The sequence below is a fragment of the Pseudomonas sp. Teo4 genome, assembly GCF_034387475.1.
In the GTDB taxonomy this organism is placed as follows: domain Bacteria; phylum Pseudomonadota; class Gammaproteobacteria; order Pseudomonadales; family Pseudomonadaceae; genus Aquipseudomonas.
On the sequence record NZ_JAXCIL010000001.1, the window covers coordinates 2,471,940 to 2,488,728 of the forward strand.

The 16,789-nt window shown below is 50.8% G+C and carries 14 protein-coding genes; 6 read left to right on the forward strand and 8 right to left on the reverse strand.

All coding sequences use genetic code 11. The features are described from left to right. Nucleotides 1–247: 247 nt before the first annotated feature. The 4 genes from PspTeo4_RS11100 to PspTeo4_RS11115 form a co-directional block, all read right to left on the reverse strand. A complete protein-coding gene (locus tag PspTeo4_RS11100; RefSeq protein ID WP_322363788.1) occupies nt 248–1,726 on the reverse strand; it encodes an APC family permease in 1,479 nt (492 codons plus the stop codon). A 300-nt stretch (nt 1,727–2,026) separates the two neighbouring features. After that, entirely contained in the window at nt 2,027–2,569 is a 543-nt protein-coding gene (locus PspTeo4_RS11105) for a hypothetical protein (protein ID WP_322363789.1), read from the reverse strand. Between the two features lie 162 nt (nt 2,570–2,731). Then, on the reverse strand, nt 2,732–3,970 hold the full coding sequence (locus PspTeo4_RS11110) for a cytochrome P450 (protein WP_322363790.1): 1,239 nt from the start codon (nt 3,968–3,970) through the stop codon (nt 2,732–2,734). 185 nt (nt 3,971–4,155) lie between these two features. Next, nucleotides 4,156–4,548 (reverse strand): hypothetical protein, encoded by a 393-nt coding sequence (locus PspTeo4_RS11115; RefSeq protein ID WP_322363791.1) that lies wholly within the window; start codon nt 4,546–4,548, stop codon nt 4,156–4,158. 588 nt (nt 4,549–5,136) lie between these two features. Here PspTeo4_RS11115 and PspTeo4_RS11120 point away from each other — a divergent pair. The 3 genes from PspTeo4_RS11120 (at nt 5,137) to PspTeo4_RS11130 (ending at nt 8,640) form a co-directional block, all read left to right on the forward strand. Then, nucleotides 5,137–5,799: a TetR/AcrR family transcriptional regulator gene (locus tag PspTeo4_RS11120; protein WP_322363792.1), complete on the forward strand. Its 663-nt coding sequence runs from the start codon at nt 5,137–5,139 to the stop codon at nt 5,797–5,799. 453 nt (nt 5,800–6,252) lie between these two features. Next, complete coding sequence (locus PspTeo4_RS11125; RefSeq protein WP_322363794.1) at nt 6,253–7,632, forward strand: aminotransferase; 1,380 nt, start codon at nt 6,253–6,255, stop codon at nt 7,630–7,632. Nucleotides 7,633–7,869: 237 nt separating this feature from the next. Next, the gene (locus PspTeo4_RS11130; RefSeq protein WP_322363795.1) at nt 7,870–8,640 is read left to right on the forward strand and encodes an SDR family oxidoreductase; all 771 of its coding nucleotides are present in this window, start codon (nt 7,870–7,872) and stop codon (nt 8,638–8,640) included. Between the two features lie 164 nt (nt 8,641–8,804). Here the strand turns inward: PspTeo4_RS11130 and PspTeo4_RS11135 are convergent, their stop codons facing one another. The 4 genes from PspTeo4_RS11135 to PspTeo4_RS11150 all read right to left on the reverse strand — a co-directional run bounded on the left by PspTeo4_RS11135 (nt 8,805) and on the right by PspTeo4_RS11150 (nt 12,339). Continuing rightward, nucleotides 8,805–9,818 carry a 3-keto-5-aminohexanoate cleavage protein gene (locus PspTeo4_RS11135; protein WP_322363797.1) on the reverse strand — a complete coding sequence of 338 codons (1,014 nt, stop codon included), beginning with the start codon at nt 9,816–9,818 and terminating at the stop codon, nt 8,805–8,807. Between the two features lie 182 nt (nt 9,819–10,000). Then, nucleotides 10,001–10,834 (reverse strand): 5'/3'-nucleotidase SurE, encoded by an 834-nt coding sequence (gene surE / locus PspTeo4_RS11140; RefSeq protein ID WP_322363798.1) that lies wholly within the window; start codon nt 10,832–10,834, stop codon nt 10,001–10,003. A gap of 96 nt (nt 10,835–10,930) precedes the next feature. Then, nucleotides 10,931–11,347: a nuclear transport factor 2 family protein gene (locus PspTeo4_RS11145; RefSeq protein WP_322363799.1), complete on the reverse strand. Its 417-nt coding sequence runs from the start codon at nt 11,345–11,347 to the stop codon at nt 10,931–10,933. 74 nt (nt 11,348–11,421) lie between these two features. Beyond that, nucleotides 11,422–12,339: an alpha/beta hydrolase gene (locus PspTeo4_RS11150; protein WP_322363800.1), complete on the reverse strand. Its 918-nt coding sequence runs from the start codon at nt 12,337–12,339 to the stop codon at nt 11,422–11,424. 431 nt (nt 12,340–12,770) lie between these two features. Between PspTeo4_RS11150 and PspTeo4_RS11155 the strand changes: the two genes are divergently transcribed. From PspTeo4_RS11155 to PspTeo4_RS11165, 3 genes are all read left to right on the forward strand, one after another. Continuing rightward, nucleotides 12,771–13,559: a helix-turn-helix transcriptional regulator gene (locus PspTeo4_RS11155; protein ID WP_322363801.1), complete on the forward strand. Its 789-nt coding sequence runs from the start codon at nt 12,771–12,773 to the stop codon at nt 13,557–13,559. Between the two features lie 387 nt (nt 13,560–13,946). Beyond that, nucleotides 13,947–15,644: a class I adenylate-forming enzyme family protein gene (locus tag PspTeo4_RS11160; protein WP_322363802.1), complete on the forward strand. Its 1,698-nt coding sequence runs from the start codon at nt 13,947–13,949 to the stop codon at nt 15,642–15,644. A gap of 50 nt (nt 15,645–15,694) precedes the next feature. Beyond that, nucleotides 15,695–16,483 (forward strand): glucose 1-dehydrogenase, encoded by a 789-nt coding sequence (locus PspTeo4_RS11165; protein ID WP_322363803.1) that lies wholly within the window; start codon nt 15,695–15,697, stop codon nt 16,481–16,483. The last annotated feature ends 306 nt before the right edge of the window (nt 16,484–16,789 follow it).

A 16,789-nucleotide genomic window follows, 5' to 3' on the forward strand; every position in this document is an offset into this window, starting at 1 on the left:
AACAACAACCTACTATTGACTAAAAATTTTACCTACCCCCAAAAAATCTCGATTAACTATTGGCGTGAGCAGAGAATTCACTCATCAATGAATGAGTGACTTTCTCCTTGGTAAGTTAAATCGAATAGTCGCGTCTGGCCACGCTTGCCCCCATGAGGCATCGGCACTCAGCGCGGTAAAAAAATCTGTTTTTTCTAGGGGGCGGGATTTCAGGTTGAGTGGGACATCCATGTCCTACGCTTATACGCTAAACTGCATTATCTATTACGTCCACCGCACTACCAAGAGCCGTATAATTAGATGGCTTGAAGCATCTGAAGTACGTCGCGATTATAACACCTAGCATAAACACACCAGCCATCATGACAATAACCCAGTCATTCTGCGATGGCTCTCCCCCTAAAATGACCTCTAGATGCACGCAAGCGAATATTGTAGTACCTATCAACATAATTGCGGAAAACCCTGGAGCCCAAAAAGTTTTAAACTTTGACACCCCTTTTGGTGTTCCATTTATCAAGAACCACGCCACGACTGCACAGCTAACCAAGCCCATTAAAAATATAACAGCAATAGCTCCGATGCCAGTGACAACACCATACAGCACCTCGCCCGGAATGCTACCCAGCCCAGGAATCATAGCGAGACCGACCACAACAGAAACCACTAGAGAAGCAATATATGGGGAGCAATGTTTTTTGTGAATTTTAGCTAACGACCTTGGAAGTACTTTGTCTACTGCCAAGCTGAAAACATAACGTGAAATGACGTTATGAATAGCGAGCACCGCTGCAAAAATTGATATAACCACCGATACATATGCTATTTGGGTAAACACAGGAGCAACGAAATGCCCTGCCGCCTGAGCAAACATCTCGGTAGGCCTATTTTTCGCCACCTCCCAAGCATCAACCCCGTATGCCGAAACTAATGAATACGTTGAAAATGTATAAAGGACGCCAATGAACAGGACGGCACCGTAGGTCGCCCTAGGAATCGTTTTATTAGGCTCCCTTACCTCATCCCTAAATAGAGCTGTCGCTTCAAAGCCCATAAAAACTAAAATTGCAAAAAGCAAAGTTGTCGCCATATTTCCTTGACTAAACGCAGACGGCGTAAATGGAGAAATCTGCAAACCTTCCGCTCCGCCTTTGCCCAGTACAAAGCAGTTAAAAATGACAACAATTAAAACTTCAAAAACCATCGCAACAGATAGAATCTTGGCAGATAGCTCAATATGAAAATAACCAAGCACCCCGACGACAGCCCATCCGAAAACGGCCCAAAAAACCCAAGAAGAATGGATTCCAACCATGCTCTCAATTAGATTTTCGATATTCAGCCCTAGAAAAATAAACGAACCACCAATTACACACATATACCCAAATACAGCTAGGAATGCCGCACCGAGGCCTGTAATCTTCCCAAGACCAGCGCTTATAAAGGCATAGAACGCCCCCGGCTTTGGAACATGTCTAGCCATCGTTACATATCCTGACGCAAATAGCAGCAGGACGATAGTTGTTATAAGTACAGCGAACACTGCTCCAGGCCCACCAAAGCCAATCGCTAGAGGAAGAAAGCCTTCGACGACAGACATAGGCGCCGAAAATGCCAGCACGGTGAGTACCAACGCAGGTACTCCCATAGATCCTATCAGCCTAACGTTTCGCGATTTTTCGCTCGCAGATCGATCTACATCATTACCAGTATCTACCTCTGACATTTGACACCTCATTATTTTGGCCTGCATCACAAGTAATGGCGACAACAAAAAAGTGCATCATTGCCTATCAAACGGAAAGCCTAACCAGAGCAAAACAAATAGAACCATGACATATGTTCACACAGCAAGTTCAAACCCCACCAGCAAAGCGCTCATAGGAAACGCTAAGCAATGAGACCCAAATCAAGTTAACAGCCATGAACACCAGCTAAGCTTTTTCCAACCCACTATAACCAGCCACACAACAATAAAACCCTTGAAAACAATTAAGCCATATCGTGCTACTCATAGCAAAAAGCATCAAACCCCTAAGCCCTGACCATAACGTAGCAAATGTTTCTCCAACGGCTTAATGGCTTTTCCGAACCCCTCACCGAGCCCCCGCCAAGCAGATGCGAACGCAGCTTCGTGCTCAAAAAGCTCAATACTCAACTCACTTCGCCCCAACAGTTCTTTTAATAGATTAAAATCGGACAACGCGATAAGGATTTGAGGAGCGACCCATTCACAATATGCAAAGTGAGGAGCACCGGAAAAAACACGAGCAGTCATCTGCCCTAGCACTTCATAGGTTTGCTCATCAGGTTGACTTAGTCCTATTTCAGCAACATAAGCCCTAAGTTTCTTGAGAGTCAGAAGTTCCACATCCCGAGAAGCTTCCCAAAATCGCTTCTCGTCAAAGTCTAAAGAGTCTGCGGCCAGACAATCAAATGAAGCCGAACCATATACCTCTCCTGCCAGAGCGTAACCTATACCCCCTTCAAATGTGCTCTTATCAAAAATCTTAAATGCCTGCTTAATAGCTGAGTCTAACTCCACAATCTTATGAGCATCATCGGACATAGTTATCGACCATCCATTAAGCGCGTTGAACACACCTTAGATTTATGGCAATCAAGAGATAATAAAATTCACACATTACACCTCTGCAGCCAAGAGCTAGCACGTACCTGTCATTCGCCCCATAACAATAGGGCAAAAGCCGCCACCTAGCTCTTTACAGCTTCAGTACAATGTCATTTTAAGTGGAAGGCGCACATAGGATGCTGCTCGATCACTATTTGCATAAACAGGCGAGCCGATTAACTCTATTTTCCTAACTCTTTCGGCTATAGTATTGAAAACTGCGTACACCTCAGCTTTTGATATTATCATTCCTGGGCACTGGTGAGCTCCGATGCCAAAGGTAAGATTTCCTGCCGAGTCGACTTCCCGTGTCAAATCAAAGCAATCTGGATTAGGAAAGACATCAGGATCTCTATTGGCAGATGCGATCATGAACCTAATCATTTTATTAGCAGGAATCTCGACACCAGATATTTCTAAAGGCTCTTTGGTAAAACGAGTGAAAGAAATTTCTGGATTATAGAGCCTTGCCAACTCATTTAAGATTGATTGATGTGCGTTTTTATCAGACTTCCAGAGTTCAAAGACCTCAGGATTCCGGGCAAATGTTTCAAGCCCACCGCTGATCAGATACGCTGCATTAGGAGTACCCGTAGCCCAAAAAAGCAAAACCCCCTCAAATAGCTCTTGCTCCGTCATTTCTCCATGTATCACGTCATCAATCCAAGACGATACCATTCCAGGCTCAGGGTAGTCTCTCCGGAGTTGAAGATGGCGCTTCACCCGATCCGTAAGGTACAAGAAAGCGGTCTTACAGCGTTCTTCCTCTGCATCTGTAACCGCTGCTCCTAAGCCAACCATCGCATCGTGCATCCAGGCAGATGCCGAATCGTATCCGTCATTAGGTAGTCCGAGGGCGGCGCACATTGCGTAGTGTGCAGGGAGCAACGCTAAGTTTCGATAGGCCTCAATTACACCATCAGGGCCCATGTCGTTGAGAGCGTAATTCACCGCCGCTGCCGTGTGCTGCGCATACTGGTTCGCGAGTTTTGGAGTAAACCACTTGTTAGACCTACGCCTTAGGGCTACATGCTCTTCACCGTCTTTGACAATCATACTAGCCTTGAAAAGACTCCACGGCCCTTTAGGTACCCAATCCGGAACAACTGATGATAGAGAATGATGTTTTCCATACTTAATCACATCTGCATATCGAGATATTACATAAGAATTTTCCTGGAGTGGATCCAAATAAACAGGTGAGTCTCGGCGGAGCACATCGTACCATGGATGCGGATTAGCACGAAAATCCTCGTCCGCCCAAGGCAAAAGTATCGAGGACTGCTGACTTGTATTCCCTTGACTATTAATGCTCACGTCGACTTCACAAACTGTCATTAAATATACTCCTACCAGAAACGATGAACAGGCATCCACCTCGCAAAACTCACCAATTGTAAAACTCTTCCACAGTACTGTTTACGAGGCAGATGCCACATCATAATCTCAAGAAAATTGATTATGGCTTTACTTAAATAAGTTAATAACTAAGGCCATCACTCACAACTTGATATTGAGGTGCCTTATGCTGGATCGAAGGTAGTGCCTGACGCGAAAAATTGAGATACACAACGCCACTGGTCATTGACCTTCTGCCAGACTAGTTGAATTTTGTACGAAAGCGTTTCACCACCTTTGACGGGTACGATACGACCGATCAGGAACTCGCTGATGCTGCCGTCGCTGAGTTGCACGAGATGCTTACGCTCAGTCTCCCACTCGTAAACCCCGACAACGGTTTCATAAAGAGCCAGAACCTCCCCGCGCCCCTTCCAGACCGCGCTCTCAGGGCCAACAACCCATGCGTCTTGGGAATAAAACTGATCGGCAATCATCACGGCATCGCCATTGGTATAGCCGACTTTCATGACCTCATGCAGTGCATCCAAGGCGCTGTTAACGTGTGCTGCTGTCATCACGAGCTCCAATTATCGGGTAACACATCGTTACCGCTCAGGTCTGAATGTGCGTTAATGCACCAATGCCCTCACTACGATACGCTCAGGGCCACCTTAGCGAACGTTAGTTAGGAAGCGTGATTTTCAAAGCATGCACCGTGCCAGGTTTTATAAGCCATTGAAATATATGAGCACTGGCAGAAATCAGGCCGAGATGTCGCACCATTTTAGTGGTAAAAAGTAACCTAACGCACAATAGGGTTGCGAAACCCGCTAATAGCTGAGGCATCCATACGTCCGTGGAACGCGTCTATCGCAGCCTCTATCGATTGATTTGACCAGTCCGAACGACGGCAGACGGTCTTAACCATACTGTAACTATGGGTAACCCCTAGGGGTGGCCAAGGGTGTCTTCAGCATCTTGATTGACCTCTAACCCCTTGAGTTCAAGGAAGCTTTCCCTTCACCGCGGGCCAAGTGATTTGGTATCGTTGTGCAAAATGGCATGCTCTGGAGAGGGGCGCTTCAGCATTTGCTGTCTCGCAGGTGGTACCTAGCGGCCTCCTCAAGGGCAGAGAATGCCGACTGATGTAGCAAGGAGAATTTATGGCGCTTTCAGTAGGGCTGCTCTTGGTACGACAAGAGCTTGAAAGACATCTAAACCAGTTCGATTGGACTGCCCTGACGCCTGGGCGCAAGAACATTCTGGGAGCTTTCTTACAGGTGGCGACCGCCGAGGGATACGCTGCTGTCACCATGCGCACTTTGGGCAATGCGCTCAACATCAAGCCTCCTAGCCTATATTCCCATTTCCCCGGTGGGCGGGATGAAATCGTCACAGAGAGCCTGAGGTGGCATTACTACAATTTCGGTATTTCGGTGCTCGAAGCCATCGAGTCCGCCACCACTGCCGAAGAGTTCCTGGATGCGTACATCATCGTCCACATCACTCATCAGATTCAACGGCCAGAAAACAACCTTTGGGACATTTTGATCGCGAGTGATCGGATCGGGAATTTCCTGCAGCCCGACATCCGCAATGAGGTGAACTACTGGATTTCCCTGTGTGCAAAGCTCTATCAGGCCGCTGCAGAAGCGTTTGGCGTCAAGGACAGCGTAGTCAAATCCAGAATGGCCTTAGCGTTCCTGGACAGTGCGTCATCCTGGAGTGACTGGAACGGCACGGCTAGCGACATGCCCAGGGTCTGTGAGCTCGCCAAGAAATCAGTGATGGCCCTTTTCAATATGGATATACATTCGCGCGTCTGATCAACCTAGACCACCCAATATCTCCCGCCCTCTTCAGCTTGGACGGCGGGCATCGCCCTTCCCTGCTCGCCACCCTCCTACCCCCTACTAGCACGCTAGTGCCCCCTGCTGGCCGCTTCAGATCGTACGTATCGTGCCACTGAGCTCTCCCCTGGCTTTGAAAGCGACCTATAAGAAGGGCCTACGAAGGCTATAGACATGCTAACGTCCGTTAGTTAGCATTGAGTTGCACCGACCACCACCACCTGGAGGGAAAGGGCCATTTCGATAGCAGAGGTCTATAGATCATGCCTGCTAGCACTTCAAGCTGCCGTTAAGGGTAATCCCTTATAACAAAAACTGCAGACCGGTAAGGAAGATCTACGTAAATCTCTTATTAAGGATTTGCTGGATTTTAGAACAACAACAATTTCTACGCCAAGGGTCTTGGTAAGCGAATATCGGAGAACGACCTTGAATAATTATTCAGATAAAGAAACGATGGAGAGCCGCGACATTAACTATGTCCTGCACTGCCATACCAACCATATCAAACACAAGGAAGTTGGGCCCATCATCATCGAGAAAGGTGATGGCGTTTTCGTTATCGATAACTACGGCAACCGCTACCTTGAAGGCATGTCCGGGATGTGGTCTGCAGGCCTTGGCTTCAGCGAGAAGCGATTAGGCGAAGCCGCGAAACGTCAATACGACACGCTACCCTTCTATCACGTGTTCTACCATCGCTCGACTCCGCCCACGATTGACCTGGCAGCCAAGCTCGTAGAAATGGCTCCGGTGCCGATGAGCAAAGCGTTCTTCAACGCTTCTGGTTCCGAAGCGATCGATACCGTGATTAAGTTTCTGTGGCATCGTTCAAACGCTCAAGGCGAACCGCAGCGTAAGAAGATCATTGCCCGCAAACGCGCATACCACGGAGCAACCATCGCGACAAACAATCTGACCGGATTGGACGGCAACCACCAGGGCCATGATTTGCTCATGCCCGTTGTCCGCGTGGGATGCCCCCACTTCTACCGTGAAGGCCGCCCAGGAGAGACCGAGGAGCAGTTCGCTACCCGTCTAGCGACCGAACTGGAAGATGCGATCCTGAGTGAGGGGCCTGAAACCATCTGCTGCTTCTTGGCCGAGCCGGTCAACGGCGGTGGTGGCGTTGTCGTGCCACCTGCGACCTACTGGGAAAAAATTCAGGCCGTCCTGAAAAAGTACGACATCCTCTTCGTTGCTGACGAAGTCATCACCGGCTTCGGTCGTACGGGGCAGATGTTTGGGTCGCAGACCTATAATCTGCAGCCAGACGTACTGGTTTACTCCAAGCAGCTCACCTCATCCTATATTCCCTTTGCCGCCTTCCTCATGAACGAAAAGGTTCTCGGCCCATTGGATGAAGCGTCGAAGAAATATGGTGGCCTGTGGCACGGTTTCACAACCTGCGGCCACCCGGTGGCTTCCGCTATTGCATTGGAAACCATTCGTATCATCGAGGAAGAAAACCTTCCCCAAAATACCCAAAAGATGGGTGAGCGCCTTCGCGAAGGCTTCCGCAAGCTTCTGGATCACCCCCTTGTCGGGGAGGTTCGAGGTGTTGGCTTGCTAGCCGGCGTTGAGCTGGTGATTGATAAAAAACAGAAGACAGCTCTGCCAGAGGTCGGCAAGCTAGGCAGCATGGCTGCCGAACGCATGCGAGCCAACGGCGTCATCACTCGACCAACCGATGACGCGCTGCTCTTTGCTCCCCCCATGATCATCAATGAACAGGAAGTCGATATGATCGTGGCAGCTCTGGCCAAGTCGCTTGATGAAGTGATGGCCGAACTGGAAGCCGAGAAGTAAGAACATAGGGGGCAGATTTTTCTGCTCCCTTTCTTTTTATCCAGACACTCTGGATTTAGCCATCCCCCTCTCGCAATGCATCACTACTAGGGTTTGCGCTTCCACCAAGAACTACTGGTCTGCCAGGCCGATAGCCTTTTGCTGAGCCACCGTGCGCACTCCCTGCATCTACCTCACGAGGATGTCTAATCCTCAGATCTCTCCATAACAAAAACGATGTATATACCGGAGATTAAAATGGATTACTCAAAAAAAGTTGTCATTATTACTGGAGCCGGCTCAGGCATGGGCCGCGCAATGGCAAAGGAATTCGTAAGTAGAGGCGCTTGCGTCGCTGCTGTTGGTCGCAATCTGGCAAAGCTCGCTGAGACCAGAGCAGGCGCAACAGGGCCCGGTGAGTGCAGAATTTACGCGAAGAACATCTCGTCGGAGACCGACGTAACTACTTTGATTTCCGAAGTGATGGCGGACTTTGGCAGAATCGACGTTCTAGTCAACAATGCAGGTGTACTAGATACCTACGAGACCGCACACAACGTCAGCCTTGAAGATTGGAATTCAGTACTGGCCATAAACCTGACTGGCCCGTTCCTGATGGCCAAGTACAGCATTCCGCACATGCTTTGCCAGAACAAGGGTGCGATCATCAACATCGCGTCTGTTTCAGCCTTCAGCGCGGCAGGTGGAGGTGCGGCTTACACTGCCTCCAAACACGGTCTCCAAGGCCTGACTCGCCAGCTCTGCTTTGAGTATGGCTCCAAGGGTATTCGCGTCAACACCATCTGCCCTGGTGCTACTGCCACTCCGATGGCAATACCCGAGACCAAGGGTGAACACTCTCCTGATATGGATGCGGCAGTTGAGAAAGTTCCTGCCAAGCGCTGGTGCGCACCTGAGGAAATCGCTAAGCTGACCGCCTTCTTGGCAAGTGATGATGCCGACTACATCCACGGGAGTGCTTACGTCATCGACGGTGGTTGGCTGACAGCGGCCAGGGATGCATTCTAAGCCTCTCCTGTACAACCAAGAAATTTATCTACCACTTGTGTAGATGCAGTCGTGTAGGCGACGGGGTTGCCCCCGTCGTCCTACCCAGAACCTTAATACAAAGGTACATAAAAAAACCCCGACCATCATCGATGACCGGGGCTCCGTCAAAACCTAATTGCCACTTACAGCGTGTTTTGGGCGCATGCCTTCAACATGTTGGTGTACTCTTGGCGCGTTGCTACGCGACGGCCCAACACGTCGGCGAGCTTAGCACCCAGCTGGAACGTTTGAACGTTCGACTGGATGCGATCGTCGCGGTGAGGCCACAGCCAGTAGGTGTCTTCCATGCCGACGCGGATGTGCAGGCCCATGGCAGCTGCCAAGGTAGCAACGTACATCGACGCCCGACCAGCTGCACAGACCATGATGGTGCCATCAGGATCTATGTCACGAATGGTGGTAACTGTCCGGGTCAGACCCTCAATCATTTGACGCGGGTTTTCCATCGGGCTGCAGCCAGGCAACGCCGGCAGGATCAGCCAGAACAGAGGGCCCTTGAGCAGTCCGCTCTTGATCAGGAAGCGATCTGCGTTGCCCACGTCCGCGTCGGTGTATACGGCAATCTCAGGGATGCCACCGGCTTCAACGATCAGACGCACCTTTTCAATCATGATCGGCGCAGGCTTGCTGAACAGAGAATCGCCAATGTAAGTGGTAGTGGTATTGATAGGCGCGCCATCAAGCAGGCCAGAACCCAGTACACGCTTCATTGCATCCCACTCGCCTTCCAAAGCCGGCACAAGGCAACCGTCAACGGAAAGATCAGGATAGTCTTTCTTCAGGGGCAGAATAACTTCTTCGAAGCGCTCCTGGGAGAGAACGTTGTAACCCTCATCATCACGGACATGGATATGCACGGTACTTGCACCGGCCTCCAGGCACTCACGTGCAGAGTTACGAATCTCAGTCGGGGTGATCGGCTGATTCGGGTTCTGGTTCTTGCGGAAGAATGCACCAGTGATAGCAACAGAGATCGCAATGGACTCTGGGATATCCCAAGGCACCGAGATAGGTGCATCATGGAATGCAGAATGCTCCAGATCCAGGACAGTAGGAGCCCCATAAGGACGCCAAATCATGCGACCCTTTTCACGCTCGACACCTTTACTTACTCGTTCCCAATCAATCTTAGCCATTCTATAACTCCTTCCTCAATACTCATTTTTATTGAACACATCTTGCATGATGAAAAAGCGGTCGCCACCAGTAACACTCAGCAGCTGGATTGAAAAATAAAAAGTCCGTTAGATAAGATCTCTAAGTGCGATCTACCTCGCGACCAAGCTGGGCACCCTAACTAACGGCAAGTGAAGTTTTGTTAACCGCAGCAACCGGATTGACACGCTTGCGGTGTTGCACCGATCCTTACATTTACATTCTTTATAACTTCTTCCAGCCGCTCACGCACGGGGTGCTCCGTTGAGTTAACCACGTCGCACTCAAGCTGAGTAACAGAGGCATGACCAGTGGCAACAGCAGTAGCATCTGTATTTGTTTGCATCTCAAACTGAGGAGCTTGGAGCGCGCTTCTTATAAACGTCACTCGCCCGGTCACCTCATCAACCGTGGACTGCCCGAGTTCAGCAGGATCCCAAACCCTTAAGGCCGGCTGAGTCAGTTTGAGACTTCGACTCTGCAAAATTGCAGGCACGTTGATGCTTATCGCACAACACATTGGCGGGGAACTCGCACCTAACCACGCGGCGATCTCTGCTGCCACCGTGCTGCACCAATCAAAGCCGACTGAGGCCCCCTCAATTACCTGCTGGAATACGGCCAGCGATGGATAACCCAAGCTCGTAGCCTCTCGAGCAGCAGCTGAGGTTCCGGAATACAACGATTGCTCACCCAAGCACAGCTGCCCGTAGATACCAGAAACAACCACCGAAACATCTCGGGCGAGGCCCGATAGCATTGCAATTCGAACACAATCGACAGGTGTCCCGTCGACCTGGTAGATAGGGTTCTTATCATCCCCTCCCACTTGCACGATTGAAATCGCGACATTGGGAGAAATCGAACACGCGACGTGTTCACTTTCGGTTTCCGGCACAACTGTAAGCACGTTAAAACCCGAAATGATCAAAGCCTGCCGCATAGCCATAAGACCTGGCGCTGTATGCTCAGCACCACCTGTGAGAAGCACATTCATAGTTACCGTCCTGTGTACTACTCAAGAGCAGACAATGGGCTTAAACAAAGCGACAGAAGCCTTTTGGCTCTGAAAGACCCCACGCCGTGCAAAAACTTAAAATGGAGCGTCGAGGGTGACGTCCAACTTACGAATACGCCAAACACCACCTTCCTGTTTGGCCACGATATCCAAGCGACCAACACTCAAAACCCGCGCCTGGCCATCAGAACCCATAAGAGTCAGGTAGGCCGACAGCGCCGCCTCGCCCTGGGTATTTGAACGGAAAAAAACATTGGTGATGCAATGGCGTGGCTGATGAGGAGCCATGCGCATATCCTTTAAGCCGGAGACGATCTGGTCACGACCGATCATTGGCCCCCAATGCGCTTCAGTATTAGAGATCTTCCCGCCGCTGGTAGCATCTTTACAAAAAGCATCAGCCAGCAAAACGAAGTCAGCCTCATCGTATCCCAACGCATACTTATTGACGGCATCTACAATCTGCTGACGATCTTCAAGAGAAAGGGTCATTTTAAAATTCCGAGAAGTGAGTTCAGTATGCTAATTGCTCGGCGGCGAAACCCGCCGAGCAATCTTTCACTGGCTTACAGTTCGACCAGAACTTTCTTGAGCCACTCCGCCGAAGCTTTGCCAATCTTGGCCAAATCTTCTGGCTTGGTGTAGAGACTCATGTGGTCTACACCACCAACAGACACGAAGGTCTTGTTTGGGCTCGGGATCGCATTGAACATGTCGATCTCAAGGTCGGACGAGGTGATGTTGTCACCCTTGGCAATTGCCACGAGAACAGGTTTCTCGTAGATACGAGCGGCATAAGGAATGGCCTGGTAACGCAGCAACCACTCAACCGACTCGATGGTCGTCCAGTGCTCGTGGGTCGGGGCTTCTTTCTCTTTAATAGACATGAAGCCGGAGTAGATGTGCGGGAACGGCCAGGCGGTCATTTCCTTGATCGGATCTGCCTTCGGCGATTGCGGGATGATGCCGCTCGGCTTGCCGCTGTAGCGCGCCTTGCGATCCGCCTCGACCACTTCCTGCAGCTGGGCGAATCGAGTTTCACCGTGGCAGCGGCGAGCAGTCTGCCATCCGTCAACCACTGGAACGGTGGAGATGATGAAGGCCAGCCGAGGTTCGATAGCGCCGGTGATGATCGCATGACCACCAGCGTACGAAATGCCCATCAGGCCGATACGTGCTGGATCAATGCCCTCTACAGTCTCGGCGAACGAGACGGCGTTACGGATGTCTTCGATCTGCTCCCAAGGATTCAGGTCTTGACGCGGCTCGCCCGAGCTCTCACCAAATTTACGATAGTCGAATGCCAGGGTCGCAACACCAATCTCGTGGAAAGCCTTGCCGTAGTGAGGCATCACGATTTCTTTGGTGTAGCACCAGCCACCTGCCATCACGACGAGAGGAATGTTTCCCTTAGCACCGTCTGGGATGGTGAGCACGCCCTTGAGCGAATAACCGCTGCTGTTGAATTCCACTTGTTTTTGCACGCCGATTCCTCCGCCGGTCAGTAAAAAAACGATGAAGCACCAAGCTATGGGGTGTTTCGCGAGCGCTACGAGTTACACCGGCTGATGCTCGTCTCGCCGAGCAAAACGTTACGCACACCTCCCCTGAGTCGCAGTCGCCAAGGGGCCAAAAAGTATGCGGAATGAGCCAACGTCACTCGAACCAAGCAGATCGCGCCCCACCCGACCAACGACGCTCCAGGTGCTTGCACAATCAGTCAATGCGTACTAATGTTCGTTAGGCGGAGTGAGGCAAAACCCCGTATTGGCAAGGCTCAATGCTCAGAGGGCCTGAGCGAGACTGTTTGGGAACAACAATAAGATCCGACAGCTCACGTAAGCCGGCTTGACACAAGCCAGATCGTTGCTGCGGGCAAACATAAATAAAACCTCCACGTACGAAGGGGGAGCCTATGCAAAATAATGAGATCGTGCATCACCGCGTAAAAATCACGCCTATTACATACTTTCCTGGCCAAACCACTGAGATGCATTGCCATCGACGCGGGCAGCTGGTTTATGCAGTCAGTGGCATCATGGATGTGAGTGCGCACAATAAATTGTGGCGCATCCCTCCGCAGCGCGCTGTATGGATCCCCCCACAAACGGCACATAGCATGATGGCCCACGGAACAGTGGAGCTGCGCACACTGTACACAGACCCTGAAACTGTATCTGAACGTTTTTGTATATCCCCTATCATGATTTCTGTCAGCCCACTACTGCGCGAGCTGGTATTGCGCGGAATAGACGGAGACAGTCAAATCGATAGAATTAAAGAGCAAGTTTCCGCCTTGGCATTAACAGAGCTTGAGCTATTGCTACAAGAAAGCCAAGGATCGCTCGATTACACCCTCCCGCTCCCAAGCGGAAACGATAAGCGCCTGGCCCAAATATGCAGTGCTATTCTCCGAGATCCTGGCCATCCGTATGGCTTGGAAGAATGGGCGCAAAAAGTATTTACCTCCCGGCGAACTTTAGCCAGGCGCTTCCAAGCCGAGTTCGGCATGTCATTCTTAAACTGGCGACAGCAAGTTAGGCTCGTAGCAGCATTAAGCAGATTGGATCAAGGCGATCCAGTCACAGTGATAGCCAACGACCTGGGCTACGAAACACCAGCTTCATTCTCTTTAATGTTCAGAAAGCTGACAGGGCGCTCCCCAAGCAGCTATGCGTCGGTCGCCCATAGCCACCACCACTAAGTTAAAAGCCCACATTTATTGTGTGCAGCAACACCTATCAAAACCTACTCAGCCAGGACTCAAGACAGAGCCCTGGCGTAGGGCCGTATTGTCTCGACACCATGGATAAGGCTAAAAAAATGTCCCATTCTGCATAGAGGTTGTCCCACTGCATCAGGGCGCAAGGATCCTCCAAAGAGTACCTTAAGGTTAGCCGCGTGCGACATTGAAGCGCTCTAAAAAATCGATTTAGCCTGGCGAGAATTGATTATCGAGAATCCGCAAGTATCTGGAATAAAACAGGTTGGCTAGCACACTAGTTCACCTAGCTGCCCGTCAGGTCAATTTTAATAACCTGGTTGCAGGCTCCTTTGCGAAATTCGACCGTGTGACCTAAGGGAAAGAATCATGAATTTCAAAGTAAACCCGGCGGATGGCATCCCAGCCGAGGGCGCGTTTAATAATTCCCCACGCGAGGAGAAAACTAAAAAGCCACTCGGTGAACACCGGGATGGCAGGTGGGTGACCCCAAGTCACCTCAATTCGACTTATGTAAGCCCCGTGCACCCGTTCCGAGCCTATCGTGAGCGCCCGGAGAATTACGACGCTTTTATCCGCCGTTCAGCCGCTCTTTACCCGAACAGAGAGGCGGTAGTTTGTGGCGAACGACGGGTCACCTGGGCCGAGTTCGACCTGCTCATTGAGAGAACTGCGTGCGGCTATACGCAAGCCGGCCTGACCCCTCAAGATCGCGTTGCCGTGATGCTCGACAACCGCCTGGAATACCTTGTAGCCATGATGGCCGCCATCCGCGCGGGCGCTATTGCTATTCCCCTGGGTACGCGCCTAGGTGCGATGGATGTTGATCACATTCTCAAAGACGCCCAGCCGAAAATTGCGGTCACCGCAGTTGAATGGCTGGAAAAATTCAAAACGGCTTCCTGCCCCGACCATCTTTACATCGTTGGTGAGGCCACCCCGGGCCAGCTCAGCTTTGAAAATCTACAAAAATCAACTTCACAGTCATTGCCAAAGCTCAACGTCAGCGATATAGCGATGATTGTCTACACCTCGGGTACCACAGGCAAACCCAAAGGTGCATGCCTCACTCATCTGAACTTTATTCATACCTGCCTGCACTATTTGTATGCGCTGGGCATTGATCAGCCGCTTAAAAGTCTTCTCGTAGTGCCGGGAACCCATATCGCGGGATTCGGCCCTCTAGTTTCAGTAACGATGGCCTCTGGTGGAACCGTTGTACTAAGCAAAGAGTTCAAGCCTACCGAAACTCTCGACCTCATCGTAAAGGAAAACGTGAATTACGCAGTTCTGGTACCAGCCATGTACCAACTGCTCGCCATGAAGGCGCCGGTCGAAGATTACGACCTGAGCTCTTGGGTATACGGTGTCTACGGCGGCGCGATAATGCCTCCAGCCACTATTGAGCGCTTCAGCCAAGTAGCTCCAGGCCTGCGCATGATCAACGCGTATGGCGCAACTGAGACCTGCGCCGTATGCACCATCATGCCTCCAGAACTGACGCGACTGTATCCTGCCAGTGTAGGGCTATCGTTGGAGTGTGATGATATTGAGATCATGGATGAAAATGGGGTTCCAGTCGCTCCAGGCGTAAGTGGTGAGTTGTGGATTCGCGGCCCAAATGTAAGCCCGGGTTACTGGAATAATACCCAAGCAACCGAACGTGAATTCCAGAACGGTTACTGGAAGAGTGGTGACGTAGGCCATCGAGATGAAAATGGTCTTATTTATGTAAGCGATCGTCTGAAAGACATGATCAACCGCGGCGGCTTCAAAGTCTTCAGTGCAGAGGTTGAAAATTCATTGATGTCCCACGAGGACATTGATGACTGCGCAGTTATTGGCGTTCCTGATTCAGTACTTGGTGAAAAAACATATGCCAAAATTTCAACACGTAATGACTCGCTCCGAGGTGAGGCGCTAAAAGCCTATCTGCTTGCACGTATTGCAGACTACAAAGTTCCAGACTTCTGGTCGATCTCTAGCGACCCCATTCCTAGAAACCAGAACGGAAAAGTACAAAAAGCCATCATCCGCGAAATAGCGAATATGGCGCTACAGAAGTAAAAGCAAAACCAATTATCCCCTTCAACAAGTACGACAATTAAGGTGGAATCATGAGTGGTATCGTAGAAGGCAAAGTAATCATTGTCACCGGCGCTGGCCGAGGCCTGGGTGCGAGCATGGCTCAGGATCTGGCCGAGAACGGAGCCTTGGTGGTAGTGGGCGACGTCAACAAAGACGGTGCTAACGAAGTGGCTGCTGCAATCCGTGACGCTGGTGGCCAGGCACTGAGCGTGGGTGTGGACGTCTCTGATCGTGCTGCCGTTAAATCGATGATCGCTGAGACAGTCAAAGCCTTTGGCCGACTGGATGTCCTGTTCAACAACGCTGGCATCAGCCAGACCTGCCCCTTCATGGAGGTTACGGAAGAGGACTTTAACCGCATCGTTAAAATCAACACTCTGGGTGTGCTGATCGGCACCCAGGAGGCCGCCAAGCAATTCATCGCTCAAGGAAACGGCGGTAAAGTCATCAATACTGCGTCCATCGCAGGTAAACAAGGCTGGCCTGACTACGCTCACTACTGTGTGTCGAAGTTTGGCGTGGTTTCGCTGACTCAGTCTGCAGCTCGATCGCTGGCCTCGCACAAAATCACCGTGAACTGCTTCGCCCCAGGCGTGGTTGCCACTGAACTGTGGAAAGCACTGGATGATGATGCTCGCCGCTACGGCGTCACCAAAAATCCTGATGACCTGATCAACAGCTTCACTCAGAACATTTTGCTGGGTCGTGCAGCCCTCCCAGATGACCTGGTAGGTGTCACTCGCTTCTTGGCGTCCGATGCGGCGTCTTACATCACCGGCCAAACCATTATGGTTGACGGCGGCATGGTGCTGATCTGATATCACCGAGTGGCCCGGTCTTCCGGGCCGCTCGGCTTTATCTGAGCCATTTTCCATCGACGAAATGCGAGCATAACCAGGAAGGCAGATACTCAGATAACAGGCAAACCAGTGCGATGATTACAAGATCCACAAGCATCAGCCTTATCGTACACACTGGCTTCAAGTCCTTTGAAGCGGTAGGCCTCATTACGGTGTTCGACTGTGCAAACCGGTACTGCAAGTCGAAAGGGATCGACCACCACTACGAGTTAACAACGCATTCAGAAAATGGCGGACTCATAAAATCTGATTCGATCGTCACAT